At 70.3% G+C, this 20,898-nt stretch carries 24 protein-coding genes and 1 rRNA gene; 8 read left to right on the top strand and 17 right to left on the bottom strand.

Annotated elements, in window-relative coordinates:
• The first annotated feature begins 142 nt into the window (after positions 1–142).
• Positions 143–259 (top strand): 5S ribosomal RNA (gene rrf, locus ACZ7CF_RS05100).
• 159 nt (positions 260–418) lie between these two features.
• Complete coding sequence (locus tag ACZ7CF_RS05095) at positions 419–583, top strand: hypothetical protein (RefSeq protein ID WP_360399267.1); 165 nt, start codon at positions 419–421, stop codon at positions 581–583.
• Between the two features lie 213 nt (positions 584–796).
• Here ACZ7CF_RS05095 and ACZ7CF_RS05090 read toward each other — a convergent pair whose 3' ends face one another.
• From ACZ7CF_RS05090 to ACZ7CF_RS05065, 6 genes are all read right to left on the bottom strand, one after another.
• Positions 797–1,168 carry a nucleotide pyrophosphohydrolase gene (locus tag ACZ7CF_RS05090; protein ID WP_470368878.1) on the bottom strand — a complete coding sequence of 124 codons (372 nt, stop codon included), beginning with the start codon at positions 1,166–1,168 and terminating at the stop codon, positions 797–799.
• Between the two features lie 375 nt (positions 1,169–1,543).
• Positions 1,544–2,479, bottom strand: a complete 936-nt coding sequence (locus tag ACZ7CF_RS05085; RefSeq protein ID WP_470368877.1) for a hypothetical protein — start codon at positions 2,477–2,479, stop codon at positions 1,544–1,546.
• A gap of 68 nt (positions 2,480–2,547) precedes the next feature.
• Entirely contained in the window at positions 2,548–2,808 is a 261-nt protein-coding gene (locus ACZ7CF_RS05080) for a hypothetical protein (RefSeq protein ID WP_470368876.1), read from the bottom strand.
• Between the two features lie 9 nt (positions 2,809–2,817).
• On the bottom strand, positions 2,818–3,666 hold the full coding sequence (locus ACZ7CF_RS05075; protein ID WP_470368875.1) for a hypothetical protein: 849 nt from the start codon (positions 3,664–3,666) through the stop codon (positions 2,818–2,820).
• Positions 3,667–3,683: 17 nt separating this feature from the next.
• Positions 3,684–4,589: an XRE family transcriptional regulator gene (locus ACZ7CF_RS05070; protein WP_360399255.1), complete on the bottom strand. Its 906-nt coding sequence runs from the start codon at positions 4,587–4,589 to the stop codon at positions 3,684–3,686.
• Positions 4,590–4,637: 48 nt separating this feature from the next.
• On the bottom strand, positions 4,638–5,270 hold the full coding sequence (locus ACZ7CF_RS05065) for a hypothetical protein (RefSeq protein WP_470368874.1): 633 nt from the start codon (positions 5,268–5,270) through the stop codon (positions 4,638–4,640).
• A gap of 48 nt (positions 5,271–5,318) precedes the next feature.
• Here ACZ7CF_RS05065 and ACZ7CF_RS05060 point away from each other — a divergent pair, with 48 nt between their 5' ends.
• Positions 5,319–5,765, top strand: coding sequence for a very short patch repair endonuclease (locus ACZ7CF_RS05060; protein ID WP_470368873.1), 447 nt, complete (start codon positions 5,319–5,321; stop codon positions 5,763–5,765).
• A 23-nt stretch (positions 5,766–5,788) separates the two neighbouring features.
• Here ACZ7CF_RS05060 and ACZ7CF_RS05055 read toward each other — a convergent pair whose 3' ends face one another.
• The 4 genes from ACZ7CF_RS05055 to ACZ7CF_RS05040 form a co-directional block, all read right to left on the bottom strand.
• Positions 5,789–8,419 (bottom strand): AAA family ATPase, encoded by a 2,631-nt coding sequence (locus tag ACZ7CF_RS05055; RefSeq protein ID WP_470368872.1) that lies wholly within the window; start codon positions 8,417–8,419, stop codon positions 5,789–5,791.
• Complete coding sequence (locus tag ACZ7CF_RS05050; protein WP_470368871.1) at positions 8,416–9,255, bottom strand: metallophosphoesterase family protein; 840 nt, start codon at positions 9,253–9,255, stop codon at positions 8,416–8,418. The genes ACZ7CF_RS05055 and ACZ7CF_RS05050 overlap by 4 nt, the downstream gene beginning before the upstream one ends.
• Positions 9,256–9,504: 249 nt before the next feature.
• Positions 9,505–9,861, bottom strand: a complete 357-nt coding sequence (locus tag ACZ7CF_RS05045) for a peptidase inhibitor family I36 protein (RefSeq protein WP_470368870.1) — start codon at positions 9,859–9,861, stop codon at positions 9,505–9,507.
• Between the two features lie 40 nt (positions 9,862–9,901).
• On the bottom strand, positions 9,902–10,711 hold the full coding sequence (locus ACZ7CF_RS05040) for a DUF72 domain-containing protein (protein ID WP_360399204.1): 810 nt from the start codon (positions 10,709–10,711) through the stop codon (positions 9,902–9,904).
• Between the two features lie 17 nt (positions 10,712–10,728).
• Here ACZ7CF_RS05040 and ACZ7CF_RS05035 point away from each other — a divergent pair, with 17 nt between their 5' ends.
• Complete coding sequence (locus ACZ7CF_RS05035; protein ID WP_458433658.1) at positions 10,729–11,460, top strand: arylamine N-acetyltransferase family protein; 732 nt, start codon at positions 10,729–10,731, stop codon at positions 11,458–11,460.
• Here ACZ7CF_RS05035 and ACZ7CF_RS05030 read toward each other — a convergent pair.
• Both ACZ7CF_RS05030 and ACZ7CF_RS05025 read right to left on the bottom strand, forming a co-directional pair.
• Complete coding sequence (locus tag ACZ7CF_RS05030; RefSeq protein WP_470368869.1) at positions 11,415–13,133, bottom strand: glycoside hydrolase family 5 protein; 1,719 nt, start codon at positions 13,131–13,133, stop codon at positions 11,415–11,417. The two genes, ACZ7CF_RS05035 and ACZ7CF_RS05030, sit on opposite strands and share 46 nt — an antisense overlap.
• Complete coding sequence (locus ACZ7CF_RS05025; protein WP_470368868.1) at positions 13,130–13,849, bottom strand: DUF72 domain-containing protein; 720 nt, start codon at positions 13,847–13,849, stop codon at positions 13,130–13,132. The genes ACZ7CF_RS05030 and ACZ7CF_RS05025 overlap by 4 nt, the downstream gene beginning before the upstream one ends.
• Before the next feature lie 72 nt (positions 13,850–13,921).
• Here ACZ7CF_RS05025 and ACZ7CF_RS05020 point away from each other — a divergent pair, with 72 nt between their 5' ends.
• The 3 genes from ACZ7CF_RS05020 to ACZ7CF_RS05010 are packed head-to-tail and all read left to right on the top strand — an operon-like array spanning position 13,922 to position 15,173.
• Positions 13,922–14,218, top strand: coding sequence for a type II toxin-antitoxin system Phd/YefM family antitoxin (locus tag ACZ7CF_RS05020; protein ID WP_458433653.1), 297 nt, complete (start codon positions 13,922–13,924; stop codon positions 14,216–14,218).
• Positions 14,206–14,616, top strand: coding sequence for a PIN domain-containing protein (locus ACZ7CF_RS05015; RefSeq protein ID WP_470368867.1), 411 nt, complete (start codon positions 14,206–14,208; stop codon positions 14,614–14,616). The genes ACZ7CF_RS05020 and ACZ7CF_RS05015 overlap by 13 nt, the downstream gene beginning before the upstream one ends.
• Positions 14,617–14,666: 50 nt before the next feature.
• Positions 14,667–15,173: a DUF2199 domain-containing protein gene (locus ACZ7CF_RS05010; RefSeq protein ID WP_470368866.1), complete on the top strand. Its 507-nt coding sequence runs from the start codon at positions 14,667–14,669 to the stop codon at positions 15,171–15,173.
• Here ACZ7CF_RS05010 and ACZ7CF_RS05005 read toward each other — a convergent pair.
• Positions 15,124–15,693 (bottom strand): HAD domain-containing protein, encoded by a 570-nt coding sequence (locus ACZ7CF_RS05005; protein WP_470368865.1) that lies wholly within the window; start codon positions 15,691–15,693, stop codon positions 15,124–15,126. The two genes, ACZ7CF_RS05010 and ACZ7CF_RS05005, sit on opposite strands and share 50 nt — an antisense overlap.
• Positions 15,694–15,752: 59 nt before the next feature.
• On the opposite strand from ACZ7CF_RS05005, the gene ACZ7CF_RS05000 reads away from it, so the two are divergent.
• Entirely contained in the window at positions 15,753–16,070 is a 318-nt protein-coding gene (locus ACZ7CF_RS05000; protein WP_360399174.1) for a hypothetical protein, read from the top strand.
• Positions 16,071–16,115: 45 nt separating this feature from the next.
• Here the strand turns inward: ACZ7CF_RS05000 and ACZ7CF_RS04995 are convergent, their stop codons facing one another.
• Genes ACZ7CF_RS04995 through ACZ7CF_RS04980 form a run of 4 tightly spaced genes read right to left on the bottom strand, consistent with a single transcriptional unit; the run spans position 16,116 to position 20,854 of the window.
• Positions 16,116–18,224, bottom strand: coding sequence for a 3-hydroxyacyl-CoA dehydrogenase NAD-binding domain-containing protein (locus tag ACZ7CF_RS04995; RefSeq protein ID WP_470368864.1), 2,109 nt, complete (start codon positions 18,222–18,224; stop codon positions 16,116–16,118).
• A complete protein-coding gene (locus ACZ7CF_RS04990) occupies positions 18,221–19,492 on the bottom strand; it encodes a thiolase family protein (RefSeq protein ID WP_458433648.1) in 1,272 nt (423 codons plus the stop codon). Before ACZ7CF_RS04990 ends, ACZ7CF_RS04995 begins: the two co-directional genes overlap by 4 nt.
• Before the next feature lie 34 nt (positions 19,493–19,526).
• Positions 19,527–19,976 carry an ABA4-like family protein gene (locus ACZ7CF_RS04985; RefSeq protein WP_470368863.1) on the bottom strand — a complete coding sequence of 150 codons (450 nt, stop codon included), beginning with the start codon at positions 19,974–19,976 and terminating at the stop codon, positions 19,527–19,529.
• Positions 19,973–20,854: a hypothetical protein gene (locus tag ACZ7CF_RS04980; protein ID WP_470368862.1), complete on the bottom strand. Its 882-nt coding sequence runs from the start codon at positions 20,852–20,854 to the stop codon at positions 19,973–19,975. Before ACZ7CF_RS04980 ends, ACZ7CF_RS04985 begins: the two co-directional genes overlap by 4 nt.
• Between the last annotated feature and the right edge of the window lie 44 nt (positions 20,855–20,898).

Raw genomic sequence — 20,898 nt, 5'->3', positions numbered from 1 at the left:
GACCGGTAACGGTTGGAGCTGACTGGTACTAATAGGCCGAGGACTTGTTACGAAGACGCTACGCATCCACTGTGCGGTTCTGGAAGAACAACCAGGACCGATCGCGACCCTTGCAGGGTTGCTGGTTGTAATTTCATAGTGTTTCGGTGGTTATAGCGTTGGGGAAACACCCGGTCCCATTCCGAACCCGGTAGTTAAGCCCTTCTGCGCCGATGGTACTGCACTGGTTACGGTGTGGGAGAGTAGGTCGCCGCCGAACTTAATTTGCCCTGCGGGTTGAGCGCCACAAGCGCTCCCCGCAGGGCTTTTTCGTGTCCCCGCGGAATGCCGGCGCAGTGCGCGGCCGACCGGGTGATGTGCTCCAGGCGAGCGGGTGACGGCCGTCAGGCCCAGGTCGTCCGTCCTTACCGTGATCGCCATGAACGGTCAGTGGGCAGGGGAGGCACCTTTGCGGTGGCGAGCGCGCAGGAGGCGGGGCAGGCACGCCCGCGAACCCGCGCCGTCCTCGCAGTCACTCCTGCCCGCAGTGCTCGGCGTCGTGCTGCTGGTGTGCCTGATCCTCCTCCTGCTGACGTACCTCTAGCGGGACTGCAGCGCGTCGAGCGCATCGGCCTCACCACGCGGGCCGGCGGTCGGCGTCAGAACCCTGGGAACCGCGCCACGTGGTGGCCGCGGAGCCCAGGTCCTCCTGTCGGCGCTGAACACGGGGGCGCCGTTCTTCCGCGCGACGCCGCAGAGGTACCGCACGGAGAACGGCGCTTCGCCCATCAACAGACCAACCGCAGGACCTACCGGCTCAACGCTCACCCTGCTCGACGTTGTCGTCCACGGGAACAGGAACCAGGCTTCCGGTGGGGAACCGCCGCTCGTTGCGCTCGATCTTCGCGAACGCGGCCTCGACGAGGTCGACGCCGAGCTTGTCCGCCAGCCGCGTCAAGTAGTGCATGACGTCCGCGAGCTCGTCGCGCACGTTCCAGGCGAGCTGCGGATTGCTCATCGCGTCCTTCGCCTCCTCCGGCGTCAGCCACTGGAAGAGGTCGGTCAGCTCGCCGACCTCTGCGGACAACGCCATCACCAGGTTCTTCGGCGTGTGGTAGCTGTCCCAGTCACGGGCGGCGGCGAACGCGCGCAAGGCGTCCCTCAGGTCCACGAGATCACGCTGACTCATGACCATTGACTACCACGTGGACTGACGAGCAAGTACACAGGTTGACGGAGCATGGAGTGTCCACATCAACGTTGATCAGCTCTGAGTCATGTCAACATCGACGATCAACACATCCGTTCTCGTGCTCGGAGCTACCGGCAAGACCGGCCGCCAAGCCCGCGTCGCGGTCGTCAGCTACGCGGTTCGACTGGTCCACTCCGGACACCTGGGAGCCGGCGCTCGAAGGCACGACCGCGGTGCACGTCGTGCCGCCGGACAACCCGGCTCAGCTGGCGGAGACCCGTTCGAAGCTGCCGTGCAGGACCCCGGTGTGGAAGCGCATCTGTCGGATGGTGTGCGGAGGGTGCTCGGCCGGGAATCGCGAACGTTTGCGGACTACCTGGGCAGCAACAGCTTCGCGTGAAGGCCGCGCGTGCCCTCGTTGACGATGATCGCTTCGCAGAGCGCGCGCCCGGTCCGGGCTCGCCACCTCTGCACCATCTCGTAGTAGCGCAGACCGGTGGTGTGGGAGAGCTGGCCGATGCGTTCACCTTCGAGGAGCACTTCGAGCGTGTGCTCGCCCGTGTGCGTTCCCTTGGCGATGCGGCAGTCGCGGAGCTCGGCGATGACGTGGACGGGCGTGCGGCCGTTGACCACCCGGTGCAGCACGTACTGGTGGGCTTCTTCGTCCGTGATGCCGATCTGCTTCTCGGCCGGCAATGTCGGCGCGGTGCCGAGCGCCTCGTGGTCGAGCAGCAACAGCCGCGCGTCGCCCAAGTGCAGGTGCACGCCGAGGTACCGCTGGCCCATGATCCGGGCCGGGCAGGAGCCGACCTCGCCGCGTTCGGCGAGCTGGAGCAGCAGCGGGTAGTAGGTGTACGCGTGGTCGGTGCGCAGGTAGCCGGCGGTCACCGCCGAACCGTCACCGCGCAGCAGGTCGACCCGCACGGCGTGCTCGTCGTGGCGGTCGGCCGGCTCCGGCACGAGCACCGCGGTCGCGGGGATGCCGACGTCGAGGCTGCCCAGGCTGGGCACGGCCGGATCGGGGGCGAACGCGGAGTTGTTCCGCGCCACCTCGGTGATGGCGTCCTGGTGGTGCGCCTCCCCGACGATCGCGACCCGGCCCGCCGTGGACAGGCGGCGGATGCGGGAACGGGTGCGCGTCGGCACGATCGGCTCGACCGAGCCCTTCTTCGTGCCGACGAACATCAGCGCGAACAGTGCGAGACCGATGACGAAGCCCAGCGGGCCGAAGGCAACGGTCAGAACCAGCGCGAGCACAGCGACGGCGATCAAGACTGCGGCGGGCGACGGTTCTGTGCGTTGCTGCATCGTCACGGGCATCCTCCCGACTCAGTGCGCTCGTCACTCTGAGTGTCGGGAAAGCCGGGAGATGCGTTTCACAGATCGCTCATATGGCCTAACGTAACCGGCGAAGAACTCCAGCCGGTGACCGGAAGGTGACGGGGATCGGGGTCGTCGGCGAGAGGCGAGCGCGGGTTCTCCTCGGCGAGCCGCTGGCTCGTGACGAAGCTCCACCAGGCGCGGGCGGTCCCGTAGCCGATGCCGCCGAACAAGGCCACGCCGATCAGATAACCCCAGCTCGTGGTGAAGACGCGGTACACCGAGAACAACGCCATCGCCGTCGTGAGGGCACTCATCACCAGCAACTAGTGCTGGCCGTTCTGCACCTTCTGCGTGTTGCGCTGGGCCGGGTCGCCATTCAAGCTCCACAGCGGCTTCGCCAGGTCCCACCGACTGCTCTCCAGCGGCGGGCGCGGGTCGGCCTGCGCGCGCACCGCCGCGCGCTCGGTGACCAGGCGACGCAGCTCCTCCGCGTTGTCGCACGGCAGCAACCACTCCTGGCCGCCCCCGATGATCCGCAGCACCGGGCCGGGCGTGACCGTGAGCTCGCTGGAGTTGGCGAACCGCCACACCGCGGGCGTCAGCACGTCCCCCACCTCGACGTGGGTGATCCGGTCGAACCGCAGCGCGACCCGGTTGACCGTGGCCGCCGCGTGCACCGGCGCCGGCAGCTTGTCGAGCAGCAGCCGCCGCGACTGCACCCGCAGCCGCCCACCACCGCGCAGCCGCACGCCGACCTCGGCCGGTGACCGCCGCACGTCACCGGTGACCGGCCGCGACACGACCCGCGCCGCCAGCCACGCCAGCGTCCACGCCACCAACGGCGCCGCCAGCGTCGCGACCGTGCTCAGCAGCTCGGTGAACCCCGCGGTGATCAGCCCGCCGACCGCGATGCACCCCGACGGCAGCAACGCGATCCGCGGCCACACCGTCGTCGTCCGCCACAACACCACGAACAGCACCAGCGCCAGCGGGATCGGCCAGAACCCGTCGTACTCGGTGAGCCGCTCGGTCAGCTCCGCGCCGACGTCGAACGGGGTGTCCCGCCACCGCCGCAACGTGTACGCGGACAGCAGCTGACAGGCGATCGGCACCCCCGCGGCACTGGCGACGAGCAGCGGTGCGGCCACCAGGTACCGCAGGAACGTCAGCATTGCTTCCCCCAGGCGTGTCAGTGCACCAGGGTAAGGCGTGCCCGGCGCACCGGTCCCGGTTCTCCGCCACCCGGCAACGCGGTCAGCACCAACCCGACCACGAGCCCGTTGAGGTCCTCCAACCCCAGCGTCAGCTCGCGTGCCACCTGGTGCGGCGTCGTGCCGTTCTCCCGCAACGCCCGGAACACCTTGGTGAGCAGCTTCGACGTCTCCCGCCGCGGCATGCCCTCCGTCTCGGCCGGCACGGTGGCGACGCCACGCGCACGCTCGTCGAACGTCTTCTTGTCCACGTGCCAGTGCCGGTGGTGCGTTCCCTGCAGCTGACCGGCGGGCAGCAGGAACTCCGCGGCGAACTCCCGCGCGTCCTCGTGCCCGAGCAACGTCCCCAGCTCCGCCGCCGCGTCGAACCGCGCCCGCTCCGCCGTCGTCGCCGGGCTGAGGAACACGTACGGCGTCCCGTTGTGCCAGCACGAGAACGCGCCGACGTCCGGGCAGTCCACCGAGAACACCCGCACACCGTGGAACTCCAGCAGCTGCACCATGTTCGGCGCAGGCCCGGTGCTCATCCGCCACTGCCGGCGCACCTCACCCGGACCGGTCCGCGGCCGCGGCAGGTTCGGCTGCGGCAGCACGAACATGCGCTCCAGCCACCCGCTGAACTCGATCGCCAGCTGCGCCACGCACACCGCTTCCGGCCGCGTCGTGCTGATCGACTGCGGCAACGCCGGCTCGGGCGCGCTCAGGAACGTCGCCGGGAACCCGAGCGCCGTCGCGAGCACCTCCCGCGTGGCCGGCGCCGGCCTGCGCTGCCCGCGCTCGTACTCGATGACCGCGCTCGTCGTCAGCCCTGCCTTGCGCGCCAGCTCGGCCGCGGTGAGACCGCGCCGGGTGCGGGCGAGCGTGAGTCGCGACGGCGTGAACATGATCCGGTCATTCTCACCGCTCGCTCAGCGTGGTGCCACGCGGGGCGGCTATCGGCGGAACGCGACGGAGAAGTCCACCTCCTCGGGTCCGTCGACGTTGGGAGCCTTGAGCTGTGGGAACTCCATCGGCGGCAGCGGGATGCGGTGCGCCCACCGGTCGATCACCTGGTTCTGCGGCGTCGGCTCGGGCTGCGACACCTCGCGCAGCACCACGAGCCGGTCCTCCAGCTGCAGCGGGTAGGTGACCAGGAACCACAGCTTCAGACCCTCGTTGCGCGCGCTCTCGAACAACGCGAACTGGTCGTGGTCGTTGTCGCGCATCATCGCCGCGATCGCGGGCCCCTTCGCGTAGTCGCTGCGCAACGGCGCGTCCGGTGACCCCGTGCCGCGGTTGCCCTGCATCGCGCCGAGCAGGATCGGCCGCGACGGGTGCTTGACCAGGCCCGCGTTCCACTGGTCGAGCCGCTCCCAGCCCTCCGCCGCCAGCAGCTGCCGCAGCGTGCCGACCCGGTGGATCCAGTCGAGCAGCCCCGGCGCGTTCGTCGGCCCGAACGGGGGCGACGCGGCGCGCGCGTCGATGCCGGCGGTGATGGCGCGGTCCAGGACCGCGAGGCGCAGGCCCAGCTCGGCCAGCCGCTCGTCGGCGGTGGGGGTGAGCTTGCGGAAGGCGGCGTTGGTCATGGGACGACGGTAGCGCCGGGGTCTGACAATTTCGGGACACTGCACGTCGTGTACCGCTACGTCGACGCTGGTCCGGCCCCGTCCGCCACTTCGGAGGCGACGTCGCACATCATGCGCCGGACCCGCCGGACGGGCACCGCTCCGGAGCTCGCCGTCCGGCGGGCGCTGCACCGGCGCGGGCTGAGGTACCTAGTCGATGTCGCCGCGCCGGGCACCAGCCGGCGCCGACGCGTCGACGTGCTGCTGCGGGGCGCCAGGATCGCGTTGCTCGTCGACGGGTGCTTCTGGCACTCGTGCCCGGAACACGGCCGGGTGCCCAAGGCCAACCGCGAGTGGTGGCAGGTCAAGCTGCACGGCGTGGTCGTGCGGGACCGCGACACCGACGCGCAGCTCGCCTCCGCCGGCTGGCTCGTCGTCCGCGTGTGGGAGCACGAGGACCCGGAAGAGGCGGCGGACCGCGTCGCCGCTCTTGTCGCCGCACGACGGAACGCATGACCGCCCAGGGCGCACCGGGCGGGTCAGGCGGCCACCGGCGTCAGCTGGTGCAGCACGTCGCGGTCACCCAGCCGTTCCCGGGCCCACTCCACCACCGCCGTCTCCTGGGCGAACACCACGATCTGCCGGTCTACCGACAACCGCAGCAGCAGGTCCAGCACCGCACGCGTGCGGGTGTCGTCAGCCTGCACGGTCACGTCGTCGAGCAGCAGCGGGCACGGTTCGGTGGCCAGGTGCTGGGCCAGTGCGACCCGCAGCAGCAGGTAGACCTGCTCCGCCGTGCCCAGGGACAGGCGGGAGGCCTGGTGCCACGACTCCGAGGCCGCGCGCACCCGCACGGTCAGCGAGGCGGAGTCCACGGCGGCGTCGACGTAGCGGCCCCCGGTCACGGTCGGCAGCCAGGTGCGGAGCGTGTCCTCCAGGGCCGGTGCGATGGTGCTGTGGACCTTGTCGCGGGCCGCGGTCAGGTACTGCAACGCGAGGGTGACGGCCTCGACCTCGGCGGTGATCTCGGCGACGGTGGAGCTCGCCGCCTGCACGGCCTCCTCGGCTTCCGGGACGCTGGGCAGGGTGCGCGCCAGCTCGGTCACAGTGGCGGCGAGGGAGTCCGCCGAGGCGGCCAGTGCCGGGTCGACCGGGCCGCAGGCGGCGTAGCGGCGGGCGGCTTCGAGCAGGGTCGCGTGCAGGGACTGGGCCGCCGACAGGGAGGTCTCCATGTCGTCCAGGCTCTCGGCGGCGAGCAGGGTGGTGAGCTCGGCCCAGGCGTTGCGCTCGTCCTCGGCCTCGCGCAGCAGGCGGTCCCAGCCGCGTTGCCAGTCGGCGATGGCGCGCAGCAGGTCCTCCGGGCGCTCGCCGGAGCCGCCGATCGCCTGCACGGCGGCGCGGAGCAGGTCCAGGGCGTTCGAGCGGGCCGCCACGGCCTCGGCGACGGTGGCCTCCGCGACGCGGCGGTCCTCCAGCGCCGCGGCCAGCAGGGGGCGTTGGGCGGCCAGCAGCGCCTGGCGGGAGCGGACCTTGCAGTCGGTCTCGTAGTCCACCAGCAGGTCGGGCACGGACATCGCCGGCTCGACCTTGCCGCGGGCGCCCAGCTCCGCGCGGACGGCCTCCTCGGTGCGGGCCACCTCGGTGAGCAGGTCGGCGTGCTCGGCCTCCCACACGGCGCGGTTCGCCAAGCGCCACAACGTCTCGCGGTCCGCGGGGACACCCAGTGCGGCGCACTCGGCCGCGGCGTCGTCGTGCAGGCGCACGGCCTCCAGCGCGACGCCGCGCTGACCCTCGGCCTCGGCGAGGGCGCGGTCGGCGGTGAACAACGCGGCGCGGGCCTCGGAAACCGCGGACGCGCGCTCGGCGGCGAAGGCGACCGCCGCCTCACGGGCCGGTGCGTCGCCACGGGACAGGAAACCGCCGACACCGGCCACGACGGCCGCCACCAGGACGCCCGCCGCCGCCAGGGGCTGACCGATGACGACGAGCAGCAGGGCGACCAGCAGCGTCAGGCAGCTCAACGCGACAAGAGCGTTGCGCAGGAACGGGTTCGGCATCGCGATCTCCTGCACGTGCGCGGCCGCCACATCCGCCTCGACCTGGGCACGCGCCGCGCCGGCCGACGCCCCCTCCTGCACCTGCCGGGCCGTGTCCACCGCGAGTGACGCCGTCGTGAGCCGGGCGCCGCTCGCGGGGTCGATGCGCGTGGCCAGCCCGCGCAGCTGATCGGGGGTGGCGGTGGTGGTGACGGCCGGGTGGCGTTCCTGGTGCGCGGCGGCGACCGCGGCGGCCACCTCGTACGCACCGGCGACCACGCGCAGCTCGTCGTCGACGGCCGTCTCGCCGTCCGGGCGCGCCGGCAACGCCTCCAGCTCGTCCTCCAGCGTGGCGGCGGACGGACCGGTCAGCGCCCGCGGTGCCGGTGCGGCGCGCCACGCGGCCATCGCCCGGTTCACCGCGGCGGCGAGCTCCTCCTGGGCGGCCAGACCGGACGGCGGCGAGTCGCCGAAGCGGTCCTGCAGCTCGCGGACACGGGCGATCCGCGCGGCCAGCGCCTTCAGCTCGGCGGCGTGCTCCTGCACGGTCACGCGGGCGCGTGCCGCGCAAGCCTGCCGGGCCCGAGCGCTCAGCTCCACGTACCGGGTGTGCTCGCGGCGGGCCACGGCGAGGTCGGTCTGGGCCTCCCGCAAGCGGTTGCGGGCCTTCTGCAAGGCCTCGGCGGGCACGACGAGCCGTTCCAGCGCCTGCTCGACGGTCCCGTCCGTGCCCGCGGTGGCGGCGGCCCGGCGCAGGTGCTCCTGCAGGCCGTCGGCCGAGTCCAGCACGGACAGCAGCTGCGCCTGGTCGACGCACGCGGTCGCGGCGAACGAGCTGCGGTCCATGCCCACCCGGCGTGCGACGTCGAGCGCGCTGTCGTCGTTCAGGTCGCGGTCCACGGTCAGCGTCTCACCGGACTCCAGCGCCACGGTCGCCGCGACCCGCCACGACTCGCCCTCCCAGGGGCGGTGGCGTGCGGCCGGCGACCCGCACAGGGCCGCGCGGATCGCCGCGTGCCACGACGACTTCGCCGACTCGTTCACGCCCGACACCACGGTCATGCCCGGTGCGAGCGGCAGCGTGCGGTCGTGCAGCGGCCCGAAGGCGTGCGCGGTGACCGACTCGATCCTCATCGTTCCTCCAGGGCGCGCAAGCCGGTCATCAGCACACGGCTGCGCAACGCCACGTCCAGGGCGGGGTCCGCCAGCACGTCGCGCACGAACTGGCCGCGCACGGTCCGTTCGGCGGCAACGGAGTCGAAGTCCAGCGACGGGAACGCCTCGGACGCCTCCGCCGGCAGCCCGAGCGACCGCGACGCCGACACGTCGAACACCTCGCGCGACACCGTGCCGTCGTCGTGCACGGTGCACATCACCGCGCCGCGTTCACCGGTCTCGCCCGGCGTCAACGGGTCCGGGTTGCCAGGGAAGGTGTGGCGGGTGGCGTGCTCGGGTGTGTGCACGTGCCCGAGGAACGCGTGGTCCAGCCCGGTGATCGCGACGTCACCGGGCGTGGAACCGTGGCACAGCGCCAGGTTCACGCCGGACCGGTTGACCGTGAAGCCCTCCAGCAGGTCGCGCGTCGGACCGGGACCGACGTGCGCGGCGCCCCACAGCGTCACGCCGTCGGCCAGCGCCACCGGGGTGAAGCGGCCGGAGGTGAACACGTGCACGTTGGGCGTCCAGTCCACCTGCTGGTAGACCGACTCCGCGCCGTACCAGTCGTCGTTGCCCGGTGCCAGGTAGACCGGCACCGAGCAGTCGAACGCACCGCGCAGGAACGCCGCGGTGCCGGGGGAGCGGCGGTCGTGCTCGTACAGGTCGCCCGCGCACAGCACCGCGTCGACCGACTCGGTCTCCGCGAGCTCGACGATGTGGCCCAACGTGTCGCGCAACGCCTGGCGCCGCGCCGGACCGGCGCTCGCGAAGCGCGTGTCCAGGTGCAGGTCCGCGAACAGCAGCAGTTTCACCGGATGCCTTCAGGGGAGGTCGATCATGCCGGACGGGGTCGGGGTGGGCTCCAGCACGTGAGGTGAGGTCGTCTCGGGCCAGTCGGCCGGCCATCGGTTCGAGCAACCCGGCTTCACCCGCCACGGTCACGTTTCCTCCAGCTGCCACCACTCGATAGGGCGGCAACTTAGGCATCAAATAAGGCCTACTGGCGGGTACTCACACGATCGAGTGGTGTTACCCAGGGTGACTAAAGTACCTCGGGCTGATCAAGGCCCCCACACCTCGACCGCCCGGATGACGAAGTACGCGTCCGGCACGTAGGTGCCGTGCTTCGGGTACGTGGTGAACTCGGCCTCGGTCGAGCAGTTCTCCCGCTGGTAGACGCTCGCGTCCCTGCTCAGGCGGTTGGCGAAGGACCGGCCGACCACGTTCAGCGTGATGCACTCGCCGGGGTTCGCGGTCTCCAGGTCGAGGCGCTGGACCGTCCCCGTGTAGTCCGCCCCCGCCCACACGCAGAACTCGCCCTTGTCACAGGACTTGTCACTCTGCGCTACAGCGATCCCACTGGAGGCAACCGCGCCCGCAGTGACCGCCAGGGCGGCGATGAGGCTCTTCGTCGACATGGGCGCACCTCCGTCGGGAAAGAGTGTGCGGCCATTCGGCTCAGTCGGCCAGCCGATCTTGAAGCGCCATCGCGTCCCGCGGCGCGTACGCCTTCGCGTCGTTGTCGAAGTAGACGAACACGTCGCCGTGCTCCCGCCACTTCCTGATCTTCTCCGCCCACTCGTCGAGGCCCTCGTCGGTGTAGCCGCTGACGTAGAGCTCGTCGTGGCCGTGCAGCCGGACGTAGGTGAAGCCGGCGGTGACCTCCTCGATCAACGGGTACCTGCCGGCCGCGTCGGCGATCACGAGCGCGATGTCGTGGCGGCGCAGCAGGTCGAGGAACTCCGGCGTGGCGTAGCTGTCGTGGCGGATCTCCAGCGCGTACCGCATCGGCCGGTCGGCGTCGGTGGTGGTGTGCGCCGGGTCGACGCGGTGGTCGTGCCGCTGCGCGACCTCCGCTGCCTCGGCGGTGGTGCGGGGCAGGGCCGCGAAGAAGTGCGTCAGCAGCTCGGCGTCGTAGCGCAGCGTGGGCGGCAGCTGCCAGAGGACCGGGCCGAGCTTGGGCCCGAGCGCGAGGACTCCGGACGCCAGGTAGTTGGCGAGCAGGTCGTTGCCGTCCTTGAGCCGCTTCATGTGCGTGATGAACCGGCTGCCCTTGACGGCGAACACGAAGTCGTCCGGCGTCTCCGCGGCCCACCGCTGGTAGCTGGACGGGCGTTGCAGCGAGTAGAAGGAGCCGTTGACCTCCACCGAGCCGAGCCTCTCGCTCAGGTAGGCCAGCTCGCGCTTCTGCGTGACGCCCTTGGGGTAGAACTTGCCGCGCCAGGGCGGGTAGACCCATCCCGAAGTACCGATCCTCACCTCACCCATGCGGCTATCGTGACACGGTGGACGCCTACCTACAGCGCATCGGTGCCTCGCGGGACTCGTCGCTGGCGCAGCTGCAGGAGTCGCACCTGCGCAGCGTTCCGTTCGAGAACCTCTACACGCACATGGACATCCGGATCGTGCTGGAGATCCCGTGGCTGTACGACAAGGTCGTGGTGCAGCGGCGGGGCGGGTTCTGCTACGAGCTCAACGGGTTGTTCGCGGAGCTGTTGCGACACCTGGGACATCACGTCGACCTGCTGGCCGTGCGGGTCTTCGGCGGTGAGGAGCTCGGGCCGCCGTTCGGCCACCTGACGCTGCTGGTGGACCACGAGTGGCTGTGCGACGTCGGCTTCGGCGCGTTCACGCTGCACCCGTTGCGGTGGGACTCGCGCGAGGAGCAGCAGGACCCGCACGGGCTCTACCGCCTGGTCGACCACGGTGACGACGTGGACGTGTACGAGGAGGACCGGCTGCGCTACCGGGTCGAACGCCGGCCGCGCGAGCTGGCCGAGTTCGTGCCGGCCTGCTGGTGGCAGCAGACCGCGCCGGAGTCGCACTTCCGGGTCGCGCCGCGGGCGACGGTCCTGACACCGCACGGGCGCAAGACGCAGACGGACCAGAAGCTCGTGGTGACCACCCGCGGCTGCCGGGTCGACTCGCCGGTGGACGACCCCGCAGCCGCATTCCTGGAGAACTTCGGGCTTCACTTCCGGCAGAGCAGCGCGTCCGGCGTCCTGCGCCAGTCGTAGGCGACACCGGCGATGTGCTCGTCCTGGGCGCACTGCCCCTTGTAGTGCCCGTTCGCCCAGTCACCGCCCTGGTCCGGCCGGTTGTCACCGCGGTCGAACCACAGCACGCGCGTGCTCGTGCCCTGCGCCACGGGCGCGCAGACCAGCGTGAAGTTCGCGTACCCGACGGCGGCGCCGCCCTGCGGGCACTGGAGCTTCGTGTAGCCGGCGGCCCAGTCGTTCGTGACGTGCCGCTCGTCGGTGACGCGCGTGGTCGCGCTCCACTGTGGACCGCTCACGCACAGGCCGCGGTTGCCGGTGTGGCTGATGCCGACGAGCTTCTGGCTCTGCGGGCAGGACTCCTTGACGAGCTGGTTCCAGCGGGTCTCGCGCGGGACCTGCCCGCTGCGGCTCGGCGCGGTGACGAGCCGGTTCCACGCGGACGCGCGCCAGTCGTCACCGTCGTTGACGCCCATGCGGTTGCCGTTGGCGTCCCAGTGCAGCAACGCCCATCCGTTGCCGCGCCGGTTGTCGTGGAACCCGACCAGCGGCCAGTAGGCGAAGTCCGTGTCGGTGGCCACGAGGTGGTCCACGAACCGCTCGAACCAGTCGCGTGCCCTGGGGTTCGACTCCTCCCGGCCACCGACGCCGAACTCGCTGACCCACAACGGCGCGGTGAAGTGCTTCTGCGCCTCGGTGATGAAGAAGGCCTGCCGTTGCAGGACGTTGACGTGCTCCTGCGGTGAGAGGTCCTGGTACCGCGGGTCGGTCGTCTCGCCGATTCCGGTGGCACCGCTGTGGTTCGGTCCGGTGTAGCCGTAGAAGTGGGCGGAGTACACGAGCTTCTCGGGGTTCGCGAGCGTGTGGCTGAGGAACCGGGCGGGCTCCAGCGTCGGCCGTCCGTGTGCGAAGCCGTCGACCGGGATGCCGGTCCAGTTGATGCCCTCGACGATCACCAGCAGGTCCGGGGCGGTCTGCTGGATGCGGTCCGCAGCCTGCTGCGCGGCCTTGTGCCAGTCGTGGTCGTTGCCCCAGCCCCAGTTCGGGTCGTCCCAGACGTTGCGGCGCACCTCGTTGTACAGATCGGCGCCCACGACCCGTTTGTCGTCCTTGTAGCGGTTGGCCATGAACGCCCAGTCGGTGATCCACTGGTCCGTGCTCTGGCTGGTGTTCCACCGCTCGTTGCCGTCGACCCCGCAGCACCACCGCGACGTGGTGGTGTGGTTGTTGAGGATGACGGCGAGGTCGTTGCGCGTCAGCTCGGCGACCACGGCGTCGTAGACCTGCAGGGGCGTCTTGCCGTTGAGCTGCGCGTCCTTCAGACCGCTGACGGGACGGGTGTCCTTGATCATCTGGTTGGAGAACGGCAACCGGACGCTGTTGACGCCGATCTCCTTGAAACCGCTGACGATCGTGGCCATCGTCGCGCGGTCGAGGCCGAGCGGGACCTGGTCGGCCTTCTCGCCCGCGTGGTGGGTGGTGGGGTCGTTGATGTCACCGGAGCCGTTCCAGGTGCCGCTGGCCCCGTGCCAGTTGCCGGACCTGAGCTTGAAGCGGTCACCGTGGGCGTCGACGATCCACCGGCCCCTGGTGCTGAGGGGACCGGTCCAGGTCGCTTCGTCCGCTTGTGCCTGAACGGGCGCCACGAGACTCGCGGCCAGGAGCAGGGGAGCCAAGACGCGAATTGGTTTCACATATGTGACGGTATCGGCGTTCCGAGACGTTGCGCCAGAGCGAGTGCGTTGTAAGGCGCGGCGCCGTGCATCGTGTTGTCGAAGTACACGTAGGTGTCGCGGTCCCACTCCTCGACCTTGCGCGCCCACTCGTCGAGCTGCTCCTCGCTGTAGGAGCTGATGTACAGCTCGTCGTGCCCGTGCAGCCGCACGTAGGCGAAGTCCGCGGTCACGGCCTCGATGCACGGGAACGTCGGCGCGTCCGACACCACGTGGGCGATGTTGTGCGCGTGCAGGAGGTCGAAGTAGGCGTCGGTGCGGAACGACTCGTGGCGCGGTTCGAGGGCGTGCCGGCCCGGTGGCAGCGCAGCGAGGAAGTCCTGGAGCAGGCCGCGGTCGAAGCGCAGGGACGGTGGCAGCTGCCAGATGAGCGGGCCCTGCTTGTCGCCGAGGGCGAGGGTGTCGGTGAACGCCTTGAGCGCGTCCTCGGTGTGGCGCAGGCGTTTGTCGTGCGTGATCAGCTTCGGGCCCTTCACGGCGAACGTGAAGCCGGTCGGGGTCTCGGTGGCCCACTTGCGGTAGTAGGCGGGTGGCTGGAAGCGGTAGAAGGAGCTGTTGACCTCGATCGTGGCGACGTGGGAGGCCAGGTGGGTCAGCCACAGGCGTTGGGGGATGCCGCGGTAGAAGCCGTCGCGCCACTCGGGGTAGCGCCAGCCCGACGTGCCGATTCTGATCACGGAGGTGGGGTAACCGCAGCGGGCTGTAGCTACTCCGTAGCGCTTTTTGGGCAGAAGTGCTACGTTGGTGCTATGTCGCCCACTGCTATCGGACAACGGCAGCTCCGCAACGACAACGCGGAGATCATGCGGCGGGTCGAGGCGGGGGAGAGCTTCGTCGTCACCCGCAACAACAAGCCGGTCGCCCAGCTGTCGCCGTACCGGGTCGACGTGAGGTGGCACGAGCAGCCGCGGGTGCGGCTCGGTGCCGTGCAGGACGCGTTCCGGCAGCTGCCGCCGGTGGACGCGGAGCGCTGGGAGGCCGATCGGCGTGCGGCCGACGAGGTCTTCGGTGAGGACGACCCGGCGGACGACCCGTGGCAGAGGTGAACCGGGCCCTGCTCGACACGGGTGTGGTGATCCGCCTTGAGCACGTCGACCTGGGGCCGTACGTGCAGGCGCAGCCGTTCCTGAGCGCCGTCACGATCGCGGAGCTGGCGTTCGGGCTCGACACCGACGACCCGGTGGAGCGGTTCGCGCGCACCGAGCGGTTCTACGCCGCGCAGCAGCAGTTCGAGGTGCTGCCGTTCGGCATGGAGGAGGCCAAGCTCTACGGGCAGATGGCGTCGCTGGTGCGCAGGGCGGGGCGCTCACCCCGGCCGCGGCGCATGGACCTGCAGATCGCGGCGACCGCGGCCGCCGCGGGGATGCCGGTGCTGACCATGAACGTCAAGGACTTCGCGGACCTGGACCGCCTCGTCGAGGTCGTGCCGGTGCGCCAGGCCTGAACATCGCCAAAAACCGTTTGAGACGCAACGTTCCCCTCTAAGCTGCCCGCATGTCGGTCACGAAGGGCTTCACCTGCACCTGCTGCGGTCAGGAACACGGCGGTCTGCCGTTCGCTCAGCTGCTGGCCGCGCCGGCCTACTGGTCCGATGAGCTCGCGGGAAAACCTGGCAACGTCCTGGGCGACGAGATGTGCGTGATCGACAACGAGCACTTCTTCGTGCGCGGCCGCATCGTGCTGCCGGTGCGTGACGCCGACGAGAACTTCGAGTGGGGCGCCTGGGTGTCGTTGTCGAAGGACAACTTCGCGCGCATGGGCGAGGTGTTCGACGACCCCGGCCGTGTGCACGAGCCGCCGTACTTCGGCTGGTTGTCGGTGGCCCTGCCCGGTTACGAGCCGACGACGCTCAACCTCAAGACCAACCTGCACACGCAGGAGCGCGGCATCCGGCCGATCATCGAGCTGGAACCCACCGACCACCCGCTCACGGTGGAGCAGCGCGAGGGCATCACCGTCGCGCGCGTCCAGGAGTTCGCGGAGTTCGCCCTGCACCGGTGACACCGGTGGTTTCGGTGCTGCCGGTCAGGAACGCCAGCACCTGCTCCAGGTGGCCGATCCCGATGCCGGTCCGCGCGGAGACCGGCACCAGCAGCGTGCCGGGTCGTGCCGCCGCCCATTCGGCGTCCCGCCGCTGGAACTCGTCGTCCAGCCACGCGATCTGCCGTTCACCGGCCCACGCCGTGATCGCCGGGACCTTGCCGTGCCGACCGTCGTGGTGCTCCGACCCGCGGCCGCCGAAGTCGATCCACTCCAGCTCGGGCAGGCCCAGCCGGGGCCCGATGAACTCGTTCGCCTCGTGTTCCCACGTCGTCGCCCACACCAGGTCCGCGCCGGTCGCGGCGGCCAGTGAGAGCAGCCACGGCCCGTGCGACGGGTCGAGCCACACCCGCAGCGGGCGGCGGAAACCTGCGGGGCGCAGGCGATGGGTGTGGTAGCCGGCGGGACGGCGGGTCGGTTTCGCCGCGTACGGGTTCAGCGGCCCGTCGACGTCGACCAGGATTGCGGGTCGCGGAAACATGACGTGATCGAAACATCCCGAACGCTAATGATCCCGCGAATCATCCCGATACGGGTCACATGACTCTCGCGGAGATCGTGACATCGGGGACGGCGGCCCACGTGCGGGCCGCGCTCGAACGGCAGCTCGACGGTGCGCTGGTGGAGGTTCCCGAGGAGGACGGCTCGCCGCGAAGGGCGTTCAGCGAGGCGTTGCGCAGGGCGTTGATGCTGCGGCAGAAGCACCCGTTCGACGTCGTCGCGCTCGGCCTGCCGGACCTGCTGCGGTACCGGGACCTGGTGGCGGGGTCCGAGGTGACGTTGCGGGCCACGAACATCGACGCCTATTTCATCCGGCCGGACGGCAGCGTGGAGCATTACCGGCCCGAAACGGAGTGAAGCCCGGCCCCCGCGGAAGGGGAGCCGGGCTTCACCGTGCAGCGACTAGGCGGGGACGGAGGCCACGCCGGGAGCCAGGAACCGCTTGCCGGTCACCTTCTCCGAGATGCCGGTGCGGTCCAGGTACGGCGTGATGCCGCCCAGCCAGAACGGCCACCCGGCGCCGAGGATCATGCACAGGTCGATGTCCTGCGCCTCCGCGACCACGCCCTCGTCGAGCATGATCCGGATCTCCTCGGCCAGCGCCTCCAGCGCGCGCGTCTTGACCTCTTCGCCCGTGAGCGGGGAGGAGCCGAACTCCCACAGCGCCAGGACCTCGGGGTCGACGGTCTGGTTGCCGGAGGAGTCCCACTGCCAGACGGCGCCCTTGCCCGCGGCGACGAACTTCTTCATGTTCTCCGACACCGAGAAGCGGTCGGGGAACGCGCCGTGCATCGTCTCCGACACGTGCAGCGCGACGGCGGAACCGACCAGCTGCAGCAGGATCATCGGCGACATCGGCAGGCCCAGCGGTTCGGTGGCCTTGTCGGCGACCTCGAACGACGTGCCCTCGTCGACCGACTTGATGACCTCGCCCATGAAGCGGGTCAGCAGGCGGTTCACGACGAACGCGGGCGCGTCCTTCACGAGCACCGAGGACTTCTTGAGCTGCTTGCCGACCGCGAACGCCGTGGCCAGCGTGGCGTCGTCGGTCTGCTCGGCGCGCACGATCTCCAGCAGCGGCATGACCGCGACCGGGTTGAAGAAGTGGAAGCCCACGACCCGCTCGGGGTGCTTGAGCTTCGACGCCATGTCCGTGATCGACAGCGACGACGTGTTCGTGGCCAGGATCGCCTCGGCGGAGACGTGCTCCTCGACCTCGGCGAACACCTGCTGCTTCACGGCGAGGTCCTCGAAGACGGCCTCGATGACGAAGTCGGCGTCGGCGAACGCGGCCTTGTCGAGCGAACCGGACACCAGCGCCTTGAGGCGGTTCGCCTCGTCCGGCGAGATCCGGCCCTTGCCCGCGAGCTTGTCGATCTCGGCGTGCACGTAGCCGATGCCCTTGTCCACGCGCGCCTGGTCGATGTCGGTCAGCACGACCGGCACGTGCAGGCGGCGGATGAACAGCAGCGCCATCTGCGAGGCCATCAGGCCCGCGCCGACGACACCGACCTTGGTGACCTTGCGCGCCAGCGACTTGTCCGGTGCGCCGGCCGGGCGCTTGGCCCGCTTCTGCACCAGGTTGAACGAGTACAGGCCCGCGCGCAGCTCGTCGCTCATGACGAGGTCCGCGAGGCCCTCGGTCTCGGCGGCGTAGCCCTTCTCCAGGTCGTTCTCGCGCGCCAGCTCCAGCAGTTCCAGCGCCTTCTCCGCACCGGGGGCCGCGCCCTTGGTCTTGCCGTGGACGATGGCCTTGGCCCGCGCGACGGCGGCGTCCCACGCCTCGCCGCGGTCGATCTCCTTGCGCGGCACCGTGATCTCACCGCGCACGACACCGGACAGCCACAGCAGCGACTGCTCCAGGTAGTCCGCGGAGTCGAACAGGACGTCTGCGATGCCCAGCTTCAGCGCGTCGGCCGGCCTGAGCATCTTGTTCTGGTTCAACGCGTTCTCGAAGATCACCGTCACGGCGTCGTTGGCGCCGATCAGGTTCGGCAGCAGCTGCGTGCCGCCCCAGCCGGGGAACAGGCCCAGGAACACCTCGGGCAGCGCGATCGCCGCCGCGTTCGACGCGAGCGTGCGGTAGTGGCACGACAGCGCGAGCTCGAGGCCACCGCCCATGACCGCGCCGTTGACGAAGGCGAAGGTCGGGATGTCCGAGTCGGTGAACTTCTTGAAGACGTCGTGGCCCAGCTTGCCGATGGCCACGCCCTGCGAGCGGTCCGACGCCTGCTCGACGGCGGACAGGTCCGCGCCGACGGCGAAGATGAACGGCTTGCCGGTCACCGCGATGGCGGCGGGGGAGGCCGCGTAGGCCTCGTCGAACGCCGCGCCCAGGGAGACGAGCGACTGCGGGCCGAACGTCGACGGACGGGTGTGGTCCAAGCCGTTGTCGATCGTGATGAACGCGACCGGCTTGTCGAGGCCGGGCACGGTGATCAGACGCGTCTTGGCGTGGGTGACGACCTCGTCGGGGAAGATCGCCTTTGCTTCCTCAGCGGTGATGGTCACTTGCCACTCCAGTTCGGGTTCTCCCAGATGACCGTTCCACCCATGCCGATGCCGATGCACATGGTGGTGAGGCCGTAGCGGACGTCCGGCCGCTCGGCGAACTGACGCGACAGCTGCGTCATCAGGCGCACGCCGGACGAGGCCAGCGGGTGGCCGGTCGCGATGGCGCCGCCCCACTGGTTCACGCGCGGGTCGTCGTCGGCGATCTTGAAGTGGTCGAGGAACGCCAGCACCTGCACGGCGAACGCCTCGTTGATCTCGAACAGGCCGATGTCCTCGATGGACAGGCCCGCGCGGGACAGCGCGCGCTCGGTGGCGGGCACCGGGCCGACGCCCATGACCGACGGGTCGACGCCCTGGAACGCGTAGCCCACCAGGCGCATGCCGATCGGCAGGCCGAGCTCGCGGGCGGTCTCCTCCTCGGCCAGGATCGCGCCGGTCGCGCCGTCGTTCAGGCCGGCCGCGTTGCCCGCGGTGACCCGGCCGTGCGGGCGGAACGGCGTCTTGAGCTTGCCGAGGTCCTCGACCGTGGTGCCCGGACGCGGCGGCTCGTCGGCCGTCGCGAGGCCCCAGCCGTGCTCGGCGGACCGGGTCGCGACCGGCACCAGCTCGGGGCCGATCTTGCCCGCGGCCAGCGCGGCCGCGTACTTGGCCTGCGAGGCGGCGGCGTAGGCGTCCGCACGGTCCTTGGTGATCTCCGGGAACCGGTCGTGCAGGTTCTCCGCGGTCTGGCCCATGACCAGCGCGCTCGGGTCGACGATCTTGTCCGACAGGAAGCGCGGGTTCGGGTCGACGCCCTCACCCATCGGGTGGCGGCCCATGTGCTCGACACCGCCGGCGATGACGACGTCGTAGGCGCCGAACGCGATGCCGCTGGCCGCCGTGGTGACGGCGGTCATCGCACCCGCGCACATGCGGTCGATCGCGTAGCCGGGCACCGACTTCGGCAGGCCCGCGAGCAGCGCCGCGGTCCGGCCGATCGTCAGGCCCTGGTCACCGGTCTGCGTGGTCGCGGCGATGGCGACCTCGTCGACGCGCTCCGGCGGCAGCTCGGGGTGCCTGCGCAGCAGCTCACGGATGACCTTGACGACGAGGTCGTCGGCACGGGTCTCGGCGAAAATCCCCTTGGGGCCGGCCTTGCCGAACGGCGTGCGGACGCCGTCGACGAAGACCACGTTCCGAACGCGTGCCGGCGCTGCTGGTGCGGCCACGGCGTCTCCTCCACTTGTGGTGACAACTCTGTCCACTCCGGCGGGGGTGCGCGACATCCCTACCGGTCGGTAACGCCAACTCTAGCCCTAGTTACTGGCCGGTAACCACCGTGGTGCCCCTGTTCGTTGTGTCACACACCTTGCGGACGACGAGGAAGAGCGGCAACCCGACCGGGGCCAGCAGGATCGTGATCACCAGAACGGGTGCCATGATCAGCGGGTTGATGTCCAGACGGCGGCTTTCGAGGTACATCCAGCGCCCGACGAACAGGTCCCACGCGAGCATGTGCGCCCACACGACCGCCGTGCCGACGTCCGTGGCCAGGTACGCCGCCAGCGGTCCGATCTCCGGCCGCGTGACCAGCGGCAGGACCTCGGGCAGCTCCGGGACGACCAGCACCACGTAGATCAGGACCGCGGGCAGCACGATCAGGTACGACTCGGCGATCCGCCGCGTCCAAGACCACTTCGGCGCGAAGATCATGAGCGCCCAGAACGGCGCGGCCACCAGGAACGTCAGGTCGAACAGCGTGGCGGTCATGCGGGAACGAGCTCCTTCTTCGGTGCACGCGCCCACACCACACCCAGTGCGGTCGCGACGATGATCCCGGCGAGCGCGAGCAGTGTCGTGCCGTCGGGCTGGACCAGTGACTGACCGCGCAGCGCCTGCCACGTCACGAGCAGGAAGACCCCCAGGAACGACCCGCTCGCGACCCAGGCGAACCGGGCGTTGGCACGGCGCCCGAGCAGGGCGACGACCACCGGCAGCACTTGCAGCGCGTGCATGCCGACGAAGTGCCCGACGCGCAGGTCGCCGTGCTCGGTGCTCCAACCGGTGAGCGCCATGTACGCACCGCCGTCGGGCGCGCCGACCGTGTGGGCGCCGAGCGTGTCACCGTCGAGCGCCTGGCCGGGCTTCGGCTGCGTCATCAGGAAGCCGACGCCGAGGCCCAGGAACGAGATGACCAGCCCGAGCCGGATCGACCACGCGAGCGCCCTGTTCTCGATCTCGGTGCGCCACAGCAGGACCGCGACGATCGCGTGCGTCACCCAGAGCACGACGATCGTCGAGCCCATGATCGAGAACAGGGCCGCGTCGAGCGGCGTCTCGAAGTTGAAGTGGCTGCGCTTGCCGCGCACGACCTGACCGACGATCACGACCATCTCGGCGGCGCCGGCGACCGCGAGCACGGTGCCCGCCCACCAGCCGACGCGCTGGAACCGCTTCAGGTAGGTGAGCAGCCAGGCGAGCGTGAACGCGTAGATCGACAGCGACACGGCGAACTTGAGCGGCTTGAGCCAGATCGGCGAGTTCACGACCGTGCGGTCGTCGAGCAGGAGCCCGAGGAGCGCCACCGGGACCAGGACCACCATCGACCAGCCGAACAGGACTAACGGTCGGTGCCACGTGCGAGTCATCTCTCTGCCCCCTGAATGGATAGCGATACTGTCTGCTATCCGGA

This window comes from Lentzea sp. NPDC036955 (assembly GCF_055608005.1).
The sequence above is the reverse complement of the archived record's forward strand: the minus strand, read 5'-3'. Positions and strand labels throughout refer to the sequence as shown.

Coding starts and splice junctions, on each gene's coding strand:
- ACZ7CF_RS05095 (WP_360399267.1), top strand. CDS start 419: ATGAACGGTCAGTGGGCAGGGGAGGCACCTTTGCGGTGGCGAGCGCGC.
- ACZ7CF_RS05090 (WP_470368878.1), bottom strand. CDS start 1,168: ATGAGTCAGCGTGATCTCGTGGACCTGAGGGACGCCTTGCGCGCGTTC.
- ACZ7CF_RS05085 (WP_470368877.1), bottom strand. CDS start 2,479: ATGCAGCAACGCACAGAACCGTCGCCCGCCGCAGTCTTGATCGCCGTC.
- ACZ7CF_RS05080 (WP_470368876.1), bottom strand. CDS start 2,808: ATGAGTGCCCTCACGACGGCGATGGCGTTGTTCTCGGTGTACCGCGTC.
- ACZ7CF_RS05075 (WP_470368875.1), bottom strand. CDS start 3,666: ATGCTGACGTTCCTGCGGTACCTGGTGGCCGCACCGCTGCTCGTCGCC.
- ACZ7CF_RS05070 (WP_360399255.1), bottom strand. CDS start 4,589: ATGTTCACGCCGTCGCGACTCACGCTCGCCCGCACCCGGCGCGGTCTC.
- ACZ7CF_RS05065 (WP_470368874.1), bottom strand. CDS start 5,270: ATGACCAACGCCGCCTTCCGCAAGCTCACCCCCACCGCCGACGAGCGG.
- ACZ7CF_RS05055 (WP_470368872.1), bottom strand. CDS start 8,419: ATGAGGATCGAGTCGGTCACCGCGCACGCCTTCGGGCCGCTGCACGAC.
- ACZ7CF_RS05045 (WP_470368870.1), bottom strand. CDS start 9,861: ATGTCGACGAAGAGCCTCATCGCCGCCCTGGCGGTCACTGCGGGCGCG.
- ACZ7CF_RS05040 (WP_360399204.1), bottom strand. CDS start 10,711: ATGGGTGAGGTGAGGATCGGTACTTCGGGATGGGTCTACCCGCCCTGG.
- ACZ7CF_RS05020 (WP_458433653.1), top strand. CDS start 13,922: ATGTCGCCCACTGCTATCGGACAACGGCAGCTCCGCAACGACAACGCG.
- ACZ7CF_RS05010 (WP_470368866.1), top strand. CDS start 14,667: ATGTCGGTCACGAAGGGCTTCACCTGCACCTGCTGCGGTCAGGAACAC.
- ACZ7CF_RS05005 (WP_470368865.1), bottom strand. CDS start 15,693: ATGTTTCCGCGACCCGCAATCCTGGTCGACGTCGACGGGCCGCTGAAC.
- ACZ7CF_RS05000 (WP_360399174.1), top strand. CDS start 15,753: ATGACTCTCGCGGAGATCGTGACATCGGGGACGGCGGCCCACGTGCGG.
- ACZ7CF_RS04990 (WP_458433648.1), bottom strand. CDS start 19,492: ATGTCGCGCACCCCCGCCGGAGTGGACAGAGTTGTCACCACAAGTGGA.
- ACZ7CF_RS04985 (WP_470368863.1), bottom strand. CDS start 19,976: ATGACCGCCACGCTGTTCGACCTGACGTTCCTGGTGGCCGCGCCGTTC.
- ACZ7CF_RS04980 (WP_470368862.1), bottom strand. CDS start 20,854: ATGACTCGCACGTGGCACCGACCGTTAGTCCTGTTCGGCTGGTCGATG.